Source organism: Curtobacterium sp. NPDC087080 (genome assembly GCF_044745105.1).
In the GTDB taxonomy this organism is placed as follows: Bacteria; Actinomycetota; Actinomycetes; order Actinomycetales; family Microbacteriaceae; genus Curtobacterium.
In genome coordinates this window covers 516987-532153 of the sequence record NZ_JBIUZP010000002.1, presented here as the reverse complement: position 1 = coordinate 532153, position 15167 = coordinate 516987, and the positions used below count along the sequence as shown (strand labels likewise).

Below are 15167 nucleotides of genomic sequence, written 5' to 3'. Positions count from 1 at the left end.
CCGCGGCGCGTCAGCCGGCAATGACTTGCTGGATCAACGATGCGATGTCGTCGCGATGCACCTGGTCCCGGAACGTCACCTCGATGCCGTCCTTGCTCATCGACTCGAAGAAGCGCCGCGCGGCCGTCATCCTGAGCTTCTCGCTCTCGCGGAGGTCGGAGCGATTCTTGACGTCCTTTGTCTCGATGATGAAGTTGAGGGACAGCTTCCCGTCCGGGCGCTTCAGCACGTACATGAAGTCCGGGCTCGTGGTGCCGCCGAAGTAGAGCGGGACCTTGATCGAGCGGCGCGGGATCTTGCCGAAGACGGCGACCTCGCCGAGCGTGGAGTCGCGGATCGTCTCGCGTTCTTTAGGCGAGTCGTACACGAACGCGTCGTACAGGAACTTGTCCGGCACGATGGCGTGTTCGTCTCGGAACACGCCGACGTTTCCCTGCGTGATGCTCTCCAGCGGAGCGCCATCGGCATCGGTGAGTTCGGTGCCGAGCACGACACCGTCGATCTTCGAGTACGAGAAGCGCTCGAGGTAGTTTCGCTCCATCCACTGCGAGAACTCGGCGACGAACTCGTGCAGCGTCGCCTTGTTGAAGAAGTCCTTCAGCACTCGCTCCTTCGAGTGGAGACGGACGAGCCCTGCGTGAACGCGATCGATGGGCAGGGCCGTCTGCTCGTGGACCCGCCTCAGCCAGAGGCCATACGGCACCGTCTCGGTCGCGTCGAAGCGGTCCTTCGTCCCCGACCGCACTTCAAGCGACGTCCCATCGTCCATACGCACGAGGATGTCCTGAGCGAATCGGCCGAACTCCTGCCGGTAGATCCCCGTGCCGAGCACGTCGTCGATGCACTTGTCGATCTCCTCGGGGGCGAGATCGTCGAGGCGAAGGTAGTACTTAGCGTTGAGCGCCTCCCACAGGTCCTTGAGCTCAGAGTACCGCTCGGCACGGATGCCGACCTTCACCTTCCGGTCGCCCGTCAGGATCTTGTCCGGCTTCAGACCGTTGGGGTTGAAGCCCGGGTACGCGGCGAACAGATCCTGCTCGCGCCCCGGCACGACGTTCATCTCCAGGTCGAGGAGCCCTTGCTGCACGAGCTCGAAGAAGAACTCGGTCTCCGTCTTGCCGAGGCTGTCTGCAACCTTGGCGAGCAGATCCTTCACCTTCACCGAGCTCGTCGCGGCGTCGGACGTGATCTCCTTGACCAGCGATTTGGCGAACGCCTCCTCGGTGTAGTCGATGAGGTACGTGAGGTAGAACTGCTCCCCCGCGAGACGAGTTCCCTTCGCATCCACGGGCAGGCGGAGACCGCGGCCGACCTCCTGCAGCTTCGAGATCTCAGATCCCGACGAGCGGAGCTTGACGATCTGGAACACGTTCGGGTTGTCCCAACCCTCGCGCAGCGTCCACTTCGAGAAGAGGAATCGACGCGTGTTGGGCGCGCCGTTCGGGTTCTGAAACGAGAGCATCAACTCCTTGTTCCGGAGGATGTCGTCGACTTCACGCTGGATGTCTTCGTCCGCCGTCGAGTTGTCTGCTGCGAAGTAGCCGGCGTTCGTCGCCTCGACGTCGGCGAGCGATGCCTGTAGGAACGCCACGTACTCCTTCGCTACCGGCGACGAGTCGCCCTGGCGCTTCTCGATCTCGGCCGTAAGACGTGCTTCGAGGAGTTCTTCAAAGCGCTGCCGGAGATGCCCCTTCGAGCCGTCACTCCCCCGATATGACTCGATCGAGTCGATGAAGAACAGCGTGAGCGTCTTGACCTTCGACGAGCGCCGGAAGTTGTCCCACTCGGTCTCGAAGTGGTTGTCGAGCGCCTGCTTCATCATCACGCCCTGGTACGTGTCGGAGTAGACCCGAGCCGAGATAATGTCACCCTTTGCCAACGCTTGGCCGTTGGACAGCGTGACGCCAGATGTGATCCTCGGATTGTCGGTCTTGCCGATGCCGTCGACCGTGATGCCGGCGAACGCGCCGTCGGCGATGCCGAGCGACTCCCCCAGGTCGAACGTGAGCGGCTTGCCGGTCCCCACGTTCTGGAAAGTGGCCTGCTTGGGCTTGCTCGCGGAGAGGCTCACGAGCTTCAGCCGCGTCGTCGCGCTGCTGCTGTCCTGCGGGTACTGGACCTGGACGCCCTTGACCAACTGCTCGTTGAACGACTCAACGGCACCGAGGTTGAACACGAGGTTGTTGTAGTCGGTCCTGCCGGTCTTGCCGAGTTCAGGGAACGTCGCGCCGAAGCGGAAGACCGCCAGCGGCTGGATCTCGTCGATGAGCGTCTGGTACGCCTTGTTGTCACGCCGGAAGCGATGGGGCTCATCGATGATGACGATTGGGCGGGTCTCGCGCAGAGCTTCGTAGGGGACGCTAGTCACGCCGAGCACGGTCTGGTCGTATTCGGCGCGCATCGTCTTCTGCGACAGGAGCATGCCGTCGGTCATCAGGAGAGCGGAGATGCGCCCACGAGTCAATCGCGACGCGTGCGCGAAGCTGGCGATGGAGTTCGGGAACATCTTCCGCCCCTTGGACCGCTTCTGCGGGTCAAGGGTGAACAGCTGCAGGTCCCGCTGCGAGCCGTACGAGTCGCTGAAGTACTTGCGCGCGTAGCCCGACTGGATGAACGCCTTCGCGCCTTCCTTGATCGGGGTCGACGGCACGAGGACGATGAACTTCGTGAAGCCGTACCGCTGGTTGAGCTCATACATGAGCTGTGTGTAGACCAGCGTCTTGCCGGTTCCCGTCTCCATCTTGGCGTCGATACCGAGCACGCCGTCGTTCACGCGACCCCGCCACTGGCGAGGGATCGCCTCGATACCGTCCAGCACACCGGACTGGATCGCCTCGATGTTCTCGCCGATCTGCGGATCTGCGGGATCGAACGTCAGGTTCGCCTCGAGCGGCGAGCTGCCGTCGAGGTCGACGTCCTTGAAGACGTGCGTCAGCGCGCGCAGAGCGCGCTGCTGGTGCTCGAGCGTTTGGAGTCGGATCTGCATCGGTCAGTACCGCTCGATCACAGATGCCGTCTGGCCGGAACGGAGCGACTTGAGGTTCTGCTTCAGCTCGTGCAGCACCGAGAACGTCACGGAGTAGCCGAAGACGACGAGACGCTTCAGGTCGAGGGCGCCCGTCTCGATCTTGGACACGAGCGCCACCACGTCCTCGCTCGAAAGCCCCACCTCGACGACGTATCCGGTGTCATCGCAGACCTGGAGCTCGTACTCATCGAGCCGGACGCTCTCGACGTCAGCGGTAAGACCGAAGCCGTCCTCGACCATCCACGTCGCGAGAGCGACCTGCTCGCCGGGAGTGCCGTCCGTTGCGAACTTCGATACGAAGTCGCCGGACAGAAGCGCGCCGTCCTCGTTCGGGTCGAACGACTGGAGCTCATCCAACGTACGAGCGCTCGGCTCGTTCAGGCGGAAGAGACGGAAACCATAGTCGAACTGCTCACCGGAAGCGTTACGAAGCTTCTCCGCAGCCTTGGTGATCCTCGCCCGTCCGATCTGGTCGATAGTCCGGTACCCCTGCGCGTAGCCGGGCTTTCCGGGCTCGATCACCTCGGGAAGCTGAACCATGATGTACCGGCGGTCACCTCCGTCACGAGCATTCAGCTGCATGACCGCGTCGGCGGTAGTCGCCGATCCGGAAAAGAAGTCCAACACGGTATCGCCCGGCTTCAAAACAAAGCCCAGAAGCTGGGTGAGGAGTTGACTCGGCTTGGGGTTTGTGAAGACCTTGTCCTCGAGAAGGTTTGCGGTCTCGGTTGCCCCAGTCCGCCCGTCGAGCGTGATCACGCTGTTGAGCTTGTCTGCAAAGTCGCGGGCGTAGACCTTGATCTCGACGATCTTGCTCTCATCCTCGCCGAAGAGGATCTTTCCGTCCTCGATCAGCTGCTTCATCGATGCTTCTGGGAATCGGTATCCGAACAGAGGCTCCTTGCAGGGCTGTCCCGTAACGGGATGCAGGATGTCGTACCGGTAGCCTTCTCGGCCCGGGTTGTGGACGCTCTGACTACCTGTGTAAACGCCGCCGGCATCGATGTACTTATAGCGGTCCAGCGGACCGAGCTGCCACTTGTTCGCGCGGAACCACGACGTGTATGCGGCCTGCATATCTGTCTCGTCGGCGTGTGCATCCGCCAGCTCCGCACCGACCGAAACCAACAGGTCCTTGATCGCGGACACATCTGATTTCCATACGGGCGCAGTGAAGTCACGCGACTTCGCATAGACGAGCACGTACTCATGCTCGATCGCGATCTGCGACGGGTTGTTGTCCGTCGCGTTCTTCCACACGAGCGTGCCAAGCCAGTTGCCCTCACCGAAGACTTCGTCGCAGAGCGCCCGGGCGTTGGCCATCTCGTTGTCGTCGACGCTGATGAAGATGACACCATCGTCTGCGAGCAGCTCCTGCGCGAGCTCGAGGCGCGGGTACATGAAGGTGAGCCAGGCGGAGTGCGAAGACTTCCCATGGAGGCCGATGACGCGACGAGCTTCGTCTTCGTCGAGACCGATCTTGCGCACGAGGTCGTCGGCCGAATAGCCGAAGTCATCGTTGTAGACGAAGCCGTCCTTGCCCGTGTTGTACGGCGGATCGATATAGATGCATTTGATCGTGCCCGCGTACGACCCGGTGAGATGCTTGAGCGCGTCGAGGTTGTCCCCGACGATGTAGAGGTTCTCGGAGTTCGCGTTCGCCGGCTCAGCGTTGTGCTCAAGGTCGGGAACCACGACAGTCTCAGTGCGCGTCGAGGTCAGGTACTTCGCGTACGACTTCCCCAAGAACTTCAGCTCGAAGCCCTCGCGGGACACAGACACGTCGGCCGAGCTCAGAGCTTCCTGCAGGCGGTCGAGCCTGAAACTGCCGTCCTTGTCGAAATACTCGGGCAGTGCAGCTTGGAGCCGCGCCACCTCGAAGTCAGTCGGCTTGGTCGTCGCGTTGGCCTCGTGAGCGTCCCTGATCATCTTCGTCTTTCGTATGAGTTGGGCGTAGGCGGACCTGGAGCAGCCTACTTCTTCCCACCAGAGGTGAGTCCGCTACGGAACTCCACCAGGTCGCCGTCAACCGGCCCGGGAAGCGGGAACCGTGACATCACCCGTGATGCCAGCTCCTGCGTGCGGCGCTCAATGTCGTCACTCGTCCAAGAATCAAGCGTCACCAACTCAGCATTCAGCGACAGCCCGTTGCGGTAACCGATCGGTCGACCTTTGGAGTCGAGTCGGTCGCGCTTCTCCACAAACGACTTGTTTCCGAGGTTGCTGTTATAAGCGGTGATCGTGAGGTTGCCAAGCCGGTGCTTGTGTTCCTCCTGCACTTCGGCAGCCACTTCCTCGCCCCCGAGCATATCAACCCACGCCCTCGGCAGGTTTTCACCTTGTGGGAGGATGTGCTCGATAGTCCAAACGAAGTGATTCTTCTCCTGACGCCAGAGATCGACTGCCGTCTCCTTGGTCATCTCGTCTTCGGCAAGTATCGTCAAGGCAAACCTTGCAACATCAGTGCTGTCGTCATAAATGCGACCCAAGAGCCGTGCCCGAAACTCGTCGTCCGACGCCGACACCGCGGTCAGCTTCTCGGCGACGATCCCAAAGATATCCTCACCGCGGCGCGCGTCAATTGCATTAATAGCCGTCATGAAAAGCTTCGTCAGCGCATATGTTGGCGGATAGCCAGTCAAGTTGCGACGCACAAAAAAGCTCGTGAGGAGATCGGCAATTGCTTCAATATCGGCTTCATTGAGCTCAAGTTCGTCCTGCTTCGCCATCAACCACATCAAGAGGACGTAGGACGGGGCACCCTGAACTCGCAGGAGCCGTTGGAAGGCCCTGTCGAGCGACGTCGGTCGGTCAAGCTCGACAACACAGTTGATGCGACCGTAGATCTTGCTCGCGGTGACGAGAGCATCCGCCACCTTTTTCAAGTCCCGCTCGAGAAGGTCCTCGTAAATCCGAATGAGATTCGACTTGGTGGCGACAGAGGCGTTGGGCACATCGGGTAGCTCTGACTTGAATGCGTTGTAGTAGTGCCGGAGAAAACGCTCCTGAGTGGAGTAATTGTCCCCCAGGCTCGTCAGCATGTCGTTCCAGTGTTTGAACGCCTGATCGACGTTCATGATCTTCTTTTTCTCCGACTCGGCGAGCAGGTGATTCTTGATCAAATCCACCGGCGAAAGCGGCATGCCACGGTTATTCAGCGACTCGAAGAGAACGAAGGCGTCTGAATGACTCACCACCTCGATCTTCACGATGACCGCTTTCAAGGCTGCCTCGTGAACTCGAAGCGCGGCCTCGGTCTCAGCTATGTCCTCAGTGTCGGCGAGCTTGAGAATTGCAGAGCGGAAGTACTGATAGCACTTCGCGATCCGTCGACTTGGGTAGTACGGCTTCCACTCGCCTTCGACGGGCAGCCCGGCCTCCTCGAGAACCTTGAGGTAGTCGAAAAGGTTCAGGCCCTGCTTTTGGGGCGTGACCCTCGGCTGTCCGTCACTCTTACGCACCAGCTGACGCCCGAGATTGGTGACGTCGGTCCGGGTGTCATCGTCGAGGCTATCCATGTGCTCCTTGAGCACTGAGTACACAGCGGCCAGGAGGAGCGTGAGCGTCGTGAGCCGTTGTTGACCATCGACCACCTGAAGGATGCTGCCTTCGAGCGCGTCAGTGGTCTGGTCGAGCGTGATGATGGTGCCTAGGAAGTGCGCCCCGTCAGCGTCGATCAAGTCCTCGAAGAGGTCCTCCCACTGAGCTTTGTGCCACGAGTACTCACGCTGGTACGGCGGGATCTTGTAGAGCACGTTGCCCTCATGACTGAAGAGCGTATGCACCGGATACTGGTTCGCTGACTTGATCATCTTCCTGCACCCTCACTTCGATCCAGAAGATGTTGATCCGATTCGGAACTCCACCACGTCGCCGTCCTGCATGACGTAGTCCTTGCCCTCGATGCGGGCCTTGCCGTGCGCACGCGCCTCGGCGATCGAGCCCGCCGCCATGAGGTCCTCGAACGAGATGACCTCGGCCTTGATGAAGCCCTTCTCGAAGTCGGTGTGGATGACGCCGGCGGCCTGGGGAGCCTTCCACCCCTTGCCGATCGTCCACGCCCGCGCTTCCTTCGGCCCCGCGGTGAGGTAGGTCTGCAGCCCGAGGGTGTCGAACCCGATGCGGGCGAGCTGGTCGAGGCCCGACTCGGTCTGCCCGGTCGACTCGAGGAGCTCGGCGGCGTCCTCGGGGTCGAGGTCGATGAGCTCGGACTCGATCTTCGCGTCGAGGAACACGGCCTGGGCGGGAGCGACCAGCGCGGAGAGCTCGGCCTTGCGCGACTCGTCGGTGAGCACGGCTTCGTCGACGTTGAACACGAAGATGAAGGGCTTGGCGGACAGCAGCCCGAGCTCGCGGATCGGCCCGAGGTCGATCGAGGTCGCGGACAGCAGCGTGCCCTGCTCGAGCGCGGCCTTGGCCTCGTTCGCGGTCTCGAGCACGATCGGCTCGGCCTGCTTGAGCTTCACGGTCTTCTCGTACCGGGGCAGGGCCTTCTCGATGGTCTCGAGGTCGGCGAGGATGAGCTCGGTGTTGATGACCTCGAGGTCGTCCTTCGGCGAGACCTTGTTCGCCACGTGCACGACGTCGTCGTCGGCGAAGCCGCGGACGACCTGCGCGATGGCGTCGGCCTCGCGGATGTTCGCGAGGAACTTGTTGCCGAGACCCTCGCCCTCGCTCGCGCCCTTGACGATGCCGGCGATGTCGACGAACGAGACGGGTGCCGGGACGGTCTTCTCGGAGCTGAAGAGCGTCGCGAGCTGGTCGAGCCGCGGGTCGGGCAGGTTCACCACGCCGACGTTCGGTTCGATCGTCGCGAACGGGTAGTTCGCGGCGAGGACCTGGTTCTTGGTCAGGGCGTTGAACAGGGTCGACTTGCCGACGTTCGGGAGACCGACGATTCCGATGGTGAGAGCCACGGGAGGACAGCCTACCGGCGGCGACCTGCCGGAGCCGACCCGCGCCTCCAGGCCGATGTCGTCAGGACGGCCAGATGCCGGACAGCAAGCTCACGAACGTGAGCAGCAGGCCTTGCGCGATCCCGAGCACGATGCAGGCGACCAGCCCACCGGTGGCGAGCAGCGTCACACCAAGACCCACCCCTCGGCGGACCGTGTGCGGCTGCGCATCGACGCGGTGCGCGTGCGCCAGCAGCTCGTCCAGGTCCCTCGACTCCCCCATGCGCCCGACTGTACGTCGCGGCGGATCAGGACACCAGCGTCCCGATGCGCTCCTCGACCAGGGCGAGCACGTCGGCCTGGAGGCGCTGGGAACGCCGCCAGTCGCCGCGCACCTCGAGCGCGTGGTCGGCTCCGTCGACCGTGTGCAGCCCGGCACGGGTCGTCGCGACCGCGGTCGGTAGCCACATCGGGTCGGCGGACCCGCCGACCGCGAGCGATCCGGGGCCCGCCGCGGCGAGCGCTCCGACCACGGCCGAGTGCGTCAGGACCGGCGTGAGCCACACACCGTCGACGCCGTCCCGGACCGCCCGCGGCAGGGCGAAGCACCCGAACGACTTCGCGACGACGAGGTCCGGGCGGCGGCCGTCGAGCGCGCCTGCCACCTGGTGCTCGACGAAGGCGACCGGGTCGTCCTTCGCTGCGGCGTCGACCGTCCACGTCGGCGCGACGACCTCGACGCCGCGCTGCTCGGCGATCGCGCGGGTCCACCAGAGCAGGGGCGCCTGCTGTCCGTAGCCGGCACCGGGCAGGACGAGGACGAGCGGCGGGGAGGTCGGTCCGGTCACGCTTCGGACGCTACCGCGCCGGGCCGCAACGCCGGGGCCGCGTGCGGGTGATGTCGGAACCCCGTGCGACCATCGAGGGCGTGCCGTTGAACTTCACCGCGATCGACTTCGAGACCGCGAACAGCTCCCCCGCGAGCGCCTGCTCCGTCGGACTCGTCAAGGTCCGCGGCGGCCGCGTGGTCGAGCGGGCGTCCTGGTTCATCAGGCCGCCGGTGGGGCACGACGCCTTCCTCGAGTGGAACACCCGCATCCACGGCATCGTCGCGACGGACGTCGTCGGGGCCAAGGGCTGGGCCGAGCAGTACCGCGACATCGTGGCGTTCGCAGAGGGGGACGTCCTGGTCGCGCACAACGCCCGCTTCGACATGGGCGTGATCGCCGGCGGGTGCTCGGCGACGGGCACCGAGCTCGCCGAGCACCACTCACTGTGCTCCCTGCAGGTGGCGCGGAAGACCTACACGCTCGACTCGTACCGCCTGCCGATGGCGGCTCGCGCGGCCGGCCACGAGGGCTTCCAGCACCACGACGCTGCTGCCGACGCCGAGGCCTGCGCCGCGATCGTCGTGCACGCTGCGGGCCAGCACGGCTGCGACACGGTCGAGGCACTCGGTGCGGCGACCCGGGTGCACATCGCGCCGGTGCGTCCGCGGACCGAGCAGCCCCGCGCGGCGGCCCAGCCTCGGCTGTCGAACCGCCCGATGATCTTCGCCGACTGACGCCGCCCGATCGCCGGGGCGGCGGAACGCCGGTGGTATTGTCACGACATTGCCGTACGGTGCCGTCGCCGGTGCCCTCTCCCCCGAAGGACCGCGATGACCAACGAAGGCCAGCTGCCGTCCGACCTGTTCATGGACCTCGACCGGTCCGGACCGATGCCGCTGTACTTCCAGGTCGCCTCGCGCATCGAGGAGGCGATCCGCTCCGGAGCGATGCCGCCCGGTGCCCGGCTCGAGAACGAGATCGCCCTCGGCGAGCGACTCGGGCTGTCGCGTCCGACGATCCGTCGTGCCATCCAGGACCTCGTCGACAAGGGCCTCCTCGTCCGCCGTCGCGGCATCGGCACGCAGGTCGTGCACGGGCCGGTGACGCGCAAGGTCGAACTGACGAGCCTGTACGACGACCTGGCACAGGGTGCGCAGGCTCCGGCGACGAAGCTGCTCGCGCGCGACGACGTGCCCGCGAGCGACGTCGTGGCCGAGGCACTCGGCATCGCGCCGGGCACGACCGTGGCACACATCCGCCGGGTCCGCTTCGCCGAGGACGTGCCGATGGCGATCCTCGAGAACTTCCTGCCGCCCGAGTTCGCCGACATCACCGACGACGACCTGCAGGCGCACGGGCTCTACCAGCTGCTCCGCGGCCGAGGAGTCACGATGCGCGTCGCGAAGCAGCGGATCGGGGCGCGGGCGGTCACCGACGACGAGGCCTCGTTGCTCGAGATCGAGGACGGCGACCCCGTGCTGACCATGACCCGCACCGCGTACGACGCATCGGGCCGGGCGGTGGAGTACGGCGTGCACTGCTACCGCCCGGACCGCTACTCGTTCGAGGTCACCCTCGTCGACAAGTAGGCGACGGACCCGCTGCCTCAGCTCGCGGACGGCACGCCGAGATCGCCGGTCAGGTACTGGGCGCGACCGAAACCGAAGGACCAGTCCTGCGGGCCGTTCTCGACGTACCCGATGAAGACGTCCTCGCTCGCGACGCCGACCTCGGCCAGGCGATCGTGGACCGCACGGTAGAGGCCCTGCTTCGCCTCGTCGCTGCGCCCGCGCTGCGTGAAGACCTGGATGACGACGACCCCCTCGGTGCGCTCGAAGCCGAGACCGGCGTCCTCGGCGATGATCTGCTGCGCGGGGTGTTCGGTGATCACCTGGAAGCGGTCGCGCTCCGGGATGCCGTACTCGGCCACGATGGCGGTGTGGATCGCGTCGGCGATCGCACGGACCTCCTCCGGGGTGCGGCCGGTGGCGAGGTCGATACGGACGAGCGGCATGATGCCTCCTGGTTCGGGACGTTTGTCCTTACATACTAACAAGCACCCGTCCGGAAGTCTCCCCATGACGGACGGGAGGCGCGGTGCCAGCCTGCACCGCGCCTCCCGTCCATCTCCAGGCGTGTCTACAGCACCGGTGCCGCCGCTTCCGACGTCAGTCGTCCGTCCACCCGCGCCACGTCGTGCCACGCGCCGTCGGCGAGCGACGCCTCCGCCGCCTCCACGATCGACGCAGCCGCCAGCCCGTCGGCGACCGAGGGCGCGAGCTGCTCGCCGCGCAGCACGCTCGCGACGAACTGTGCCGCCTCGATCGTCTTGAGGTCGTCGTACCCCATCGCCGTGCCGGCACCGGGCTGGAAGCGCGCGAAGTGGCCGTCGCCCGGCGCGACGAGGTGCGTGACGTACCCGTCGACCTCCTGCCCGTCGAGCGCGACCTGCAGCTCGTTCAGGCGCTGGAAGTCCCACCGGACCGAGCCCTGCGTGCCGTAGACCTCGAGCGTGTACTCGGCGTGCGGGCCACGCATCACGCGGCTCGAGTCCATGGTGCCGACCGCGCCGCCCGCGAAGCGGAACAGGAGGGCAGCGTAGTCCTCGTTCTCGACGGCGCCGTGCTCGCCCGTCGCGGCTGCCGAACGGTCCACGATCCCCGTCCCGGGCCTGGGCCGGGTGTCGATGAAGGTCTCGGCGAGCGCCGTCACGCTGGTGATCCTGCCCACGAGGTACTGCGCGAGGTCCAGGCCGTGGGACAGCAGGTCACCGAGGACACCCGACCCCGCCCGCTCACGCTCGAAGCGCCAGGTGAGCGGGGCGTCCGGGTCGGACGAGTAGTCGGCGAGGAGCGATCCGCGCACGTTCGTGATGCGACCGAGCCGACCGCTCCGGACGAGCTCGCGGGCGCGCTGGATCGCCGGAGCGTGCCGGTAGTTGAAACCGACGCTCGTGACGAGTCCCGCTCGCTCGACCGCTTCGTGGATCGCACGGGAGTCGCTGGCGTACCGACCCATCGGCTTCTCGATCCAGAACGGCTTGCCGGCGGCAGCAGCCGCCACCGCCATCTCCCGGTGCAGGAAGTTCGGCGAGCAGATCGAGACGACGTCGACCGCGGGGTCGGCGAGGACCTCGTGGAAGTCGGCGACCGCGCGCTCGTACCCGAGGCGACCGACGGCCTGGTCGCGGGCCTCGGGCACGGGGTCGGCGGCGACCACCAGCCGCGGGCGGGCGCCGAGCTCCGGGAAGTGGTCGGGCAGGGCTCGGTAGGCGCGGGAGTGCAGTCGTCCCATCCACCCGACCGAGACGAGACCGACGCCGAGGGTGTCCATCGCCGTCAGACCGCCGGGACGATGATGTCGCGGACCAGGGCGTCGAGCTTCGCGTCGGCGTCCAGGAACTGCCGCAACGTGGTGACCGTCGCACCGAACCGGTCGAACTCGTCGATCGTCATGCCGTCGACGTCGTACCCGCGGGCGAACTCCGGCGTTGCTGCGCGGAGGGCGTCGAGGACGTGCGCCGGGACCTCGTCGTCGATGGCGTCCGGGCGGAACGGCCAGGCGTTGTCGTTGATGTCCTTCGACCACTGGAACGGGGGCGAGACGACGAGGTCACCGCCCTGGAACTCCGACCACTGCAGCGCGTTGCGGAAGGCGGCGACGAGCACCCGCGACCGGAACCCGCGCTCGCGGAAGACCCGGTACGCGTGCTTCACCGCGGCGACGCCCGCCCACTCCAGGTACCCGGGGTCGATCATCACGTGGTCGCGCTTGACGACGGTCTTGAGCCAGTCGTCGAACCGTCCGGCCATGAGGGTGACGACGTGCCCGAACTCCTGCTCCGGCAGACCGTCGGCGGCCCGGCGATCGAGTGCGCGCTCGATGGCCTCACCGACCGCCACGACCTGCGGGACCGTGAAGGACACCGTCGCGTTGATCGAGACACCGCGGTACGCGGCCTCCTCGATGGCGGCGATGCCGACCTTGGTGGCGGGGATCTTCACGATGATGTTCGGCGCGAGCTGCGAGAAACGGACTGCCTGCTCGACGAGGGCGTCGCGGTCACGGTGGAACCGTGGGTCGGTCTGCATGCTGAGCCGGCCGTTGCGGCCACCGGAGGCCTCGAACGCGGGCAGCAACTGGGCGGCGGCGGCGATCGAGAGCTCCTCGACGGCCTTCCACCCGATCCAGGACTCCCCAGCGGACGGGTACTCGGCGGCGATCTGCCGGATCCGGGGCTCCCACGTCCCCGGGTCCTGCTGGATGCACGTGTACGCGATGACCGGGTTGCAGGTCGCCCCGACGGCCCCGTACTCGTGGATGGCGGTCGCCAGCTCGCGCGGGTCGGCGGAGTCGTTCCAGAGCGCGGTCGGCGTCTGCGTCGCCGCCTGCAGCGTGACGGGGCGGGTGTCGGCCTCGGCGTGGGGCGGGGTCTGCAGGGTCGTGGTCATCGGTCGAGTCCCTTCCGGATGGCGTCGAGCTGGAAGCGCGACACGGCGTCCGCGTTCTCGTCCTCGGCGAAGACGCTGGACACGGCGACGGTGTCGTCGCGGTCGGTGAACCCGATGCGGGCGAGCCCGGCCCAGAACGCGTCGAAGTCGACGTCGGCCTGGCCGACCGGCAGGTGCTGGTGCACCCGTGCGGTGTTGCCCGGCGGGTTCGAGATGTAACGCAGGCCGTGCGACCGGGTGTGGTCGAAGGCGTCGGCGACGTGCACGAGCTGCAACGAGTCCGCTGCCGCGTCGATGATCTCGTCCATGTTCCCGCCGTAGTGGAACGTGTGGCAGGCGACGTACACGAAGCCGACGTGCTTCGAGTTCAGTCCGCGGATCACCCGCAGCGCCTCGAGCCCGTCCTCGACGAAGTCGTCCGGGTGCGGGTCGATGAGGACGCGCAGGCCGGCGTCCTCGATGATCGGCAGGAGTTCCTCCATCGAGCGGTAGAACGCGTCCTCGGACTCCTCCGCCCGTTCCGGACGGCCGGAGAACTCGGTGTTGATCGTGTCGACGCCCAGTCGCTTCGTGATCTCGATCACGCGCTTCCACTTCGTGACCGCCGCCTCGCGGGCGTCACGGTCGGGGCCGGACCAGCGCAGCACCGGCAGCACGCTCGCCACCTGGACACCCGCGTCCGAGCACGCCGCGGCGAACGCGTCGACGAGGTCGTCGTCGGCCTTGGGGTGCCGGTAGAACGGGATGAAGTCCTGGTGCGGGGTCAGCTGGAGGTACTCGTAGCCGAGGTCGGCGACCTTCTGCGGGAACTCGAGCAGGGACAGGTCGTGGTGGAACGGCGTGGGGTCGAGGGCGATCTTCGGCATCAGGCCCCCGCGAGCACGTCCGCGGCGGCGGTCGTGTCGTAGAACGCGGGCTTCGCGACCGCGTACTCCACCGTCTCGAGCGCGCCGGACTGCTGCGCCCGGACGGCGACCTCGGCCACCACCGACGCGGTGTACCCGTCCCAGGCACTCGGACCGTCGATGCCACCGGTGCGGGCGGCGTCGACCCAGCGCTGGACCTCTTCGTCGTAGGCGGCGCCGAAACGCTCCTTGAAGGACGGCGTGACGCCCTGACCGGTGGCTCCCGCCGCGACGACCGTCGCCGAGGTGTCCCGCCCGATGTACGCGACGCCGGACTCGAACACGGCGTCCGTCGTGACCTGGTAGCCGAACTGGGCGTTGACGTTGATCTCGACGATCGCCATGGTCCCCGACTCGGTCGTGAACAGCACGAACTGCGGCTCGGGCAGGTCGGCCGGCGCGAGTGAGTTCTTCCGCGGCTTCTTCACCTCGACCGCGACGATCGGCTCGCCGGTCAGGAACGGGATGATGTCGATCTCGTGGATCACCGAGTCGTGGATGAGCATCGACTCGCTGAAGTTCGGCGGGGTCGTCGGGTTGCGGTGCGCGTGGTGCAGGGCGAGCAGCGCACCGTGGGCGCCGGACTGGCGCAGCGCCTTGAGCTCCTGGTACCCGGCGTCGAAGCGACGCATGAAGCCGACCTGGATCATCGGGCGATCGGCGTGCTGCTGCTCGAGCTCGACGATGCGCAGCGAGTCCTCCGCGCTCGTCGTCAGGGGCTTCTCGCACAGGACCGTCAGACCTCGCTCGAGCGCGGTCACGAGGATCGGCTCGTGCAGGAAGCCCGGCGTCGCGATGATGACGCCGTCGATCTCGGTGGCGTCGAGGGCCTCCTCGAAGGACGCCGCGGTGATCGCGCCGGGGGCCAGCGCTGCGGCGGCCTGCGCGCGGGCCTCGTCCGGCTCGACGACGGCGACGACGTCGGCGTTGGAGATCTTCGCGGTGATGCGCCGGACGTGGTCAGCGCCCATCATGCCGGCGCCGACGACGGCGACGCGGAGGTTCTGGTTGGTGGTCATGGTGTTCTCTCCCGGTGGTGGACGACGCCGCGTGGACGA

At 66.2% G+C, this 15167-nt stretch carries 13 protein-coding genes; 2 read left to right on the top strand and 11 right to left on the bottom strand.

Features of this window, described 5'->3' with window-relative positions:
* Positions 1–10: 10 nt before the first annotated feature.
* The 6 genes from ACIPEQ_RS06690 to ACIPEQ_RS06665 all read right to left on the bottom strand — a co-directional run bounded on the left by ACIPEQ_RS06690 (position 11) and on the right by ACIPEQ_RS06665 (position 8771).
* On the bottom strand, positions 11–2986 hold the full coding sequence (locus ACIPEQ_RS06690) for a type III restriction-modification system endonuclease (protein ID WP_402714576.1): 2976 nt from the start codon (positions 2984–2986) through the stop codon (positions 11–13).
* A 3-nt stretch (positions 2987–2989) separates the two neighbouring features.
* Entirely contained in the window at positions 2990–4957 is a 1968-nt protein-coding gene (locus ACIPEQ_RS06685; RefSeq protein WP_402714575.1) for a DNA methyltransferase, read from the bottom strand.
* Positions 4958–5001: 44 nt separating this feature from the next.
* On the bottom strand, positions 5002–6840 hold the full coding sequence (locus tag ACIPEQ_RS06680; RefSeq protein ID WP_402714574.1) for a DUF262 domain-containing protein: 1839 nt from the start codon (positions 6838–6840) through the stop codon (positions 5002–5004).
* A gap of 12 nt (positions 6841–6852) precedes the next feature.
* Entirely contained in the window at positions 6853–7944 is a 1092-nt protein-coding gene (gene ychF, locus ACIPEQ_RS06675) for a redox-regulated ATPase YchF (protein ID WP_402714573.1), read from the bottom strand.
* Between the two features lie 61 nt (positions 7945–8005).
* On the bottom strand, positions 8006–8206 hold the full coding sequence (locus ACIPEQ_RS06670; RefSeq protein ID WP_402714572.1) for a hypothetical protein: 201 nt from the start codon (positions 8204–8206) through the stop codon (positions 8006–8008).
* Positions 8207–8231: 25 nt separating this feature from the next.
* Positions 8232–8771: a hypothetical protein gene (locus tag ACIPEQ_RS06665; protein WP_402714571.1), complete on the bottom strand. Its 540-nt coding sequence runs from the start codon at positions 8769–8771 to the stop codon at positions 8232–8234.
* Positions 8772–8821: 50 nt separating this feature from the next.
* Here ACIPEQ_RS06665 and ACIPEQ_RS06660 point away from each other — a divergent pair, with 50 nt between their 5' ends.
* Positions 8822–9487 (top strand): exonuclease domain-containing protein, encoded by a 666-nt coding sequence (locus ACIPEQ_RS06660; RefSeq protein ID WP_402714570.1) that lies wholly within the window; start codon positions 8822–8824, stop codon positions 9485–9487.
* Positions 9488–9583: 96 nt separating this feature from the next.
* On the top strand, positions 9584–10342 hold the full coding sequence (locus tag ACIPEQ_RS06655; RefSeq protein WP_209677641.1) for a GntR family transcriptional regulator: 759 nt from the start codon (positions 9584–9586) through the stop codon (positions 10340–10342).
* A gap of 17 nt (positions 10343–10359) precedes the next feature.
* Here the strand turns inward: ACIPEQ_RS06655 and ACIPEQ_RS06650 are convergent, their stop codons facing one another.
* The 5 genes from ACIPEQ_RS06650 to ACIPEQ_RS06630 form a co-directional block, all read right to left on the bottom strand.
* A complete protein-coding gene (locus tag ACIPEQ_RS06650) occupies positions 10360–10767 on the bottom strand; it encodes a tautomerase family protein (protein ID WP_402714569.1) in 408 nt (135 codons plus the stop codon).
* 125 nt (positions 10768–10892) lie between these two features.
* A complete protein-coding gene (locus ACIPEQ_RS06645) occupies positions 10893–12086 on the bottom strand; it encodes a Gfo/Idh/MocA family protein (RefSeq protein WP_402714568.1) in 1194 nt (397 codons plus the stop codon).
* A 5-nt stretch (positions 12087–12091) separates the two neighbouring features.
* The gene (locus ACIPEQ_RS06640; RefSeq protein WP_402714567.1) at positions 12092–13204 is read right to left on the bottom strand and encodes a transaldolase family protein; all 1113 of its coding nucleotides are present in this window, start codon (positions 13202–13204) and stop codon (positions 12092–12094) included.
* Complete coding sequence (locus ACIPEQ_RS06635; RefSeq protein ID WP_402714566.1) at positions 13201–14070, bottom strand: sugar phosphate isomerase/epimerase family protein; 870 nt, start codon at positions 14068–14070, stop codon at positions 13201–13203. The genes ACIPEQ_RS06640 and ACIPEQ_RS06635 overlap by 4 nt, the downstream gene beginning before the upstream one ends.
* Positions 14070–15128 carry a Gfo/Idh/MocA family protein gene (locus ACIPEQ_RS06630; protein ID WP_402714565.1) on the bottom strand — a complete coding sequence of 353 codons (1059 nt, stop codon included), beginning with the start codon at positions 15126–15128 and terminating at the stop codon, positions 14070–14072. Before ACIPEQ_RS06630 ends, ACIPEQ_RS06635 begins: the two co-directional genes overlap by 1 nt.
* Between the last annotated feature and the right edge of the window lie 39 nt (positions 15129–15167).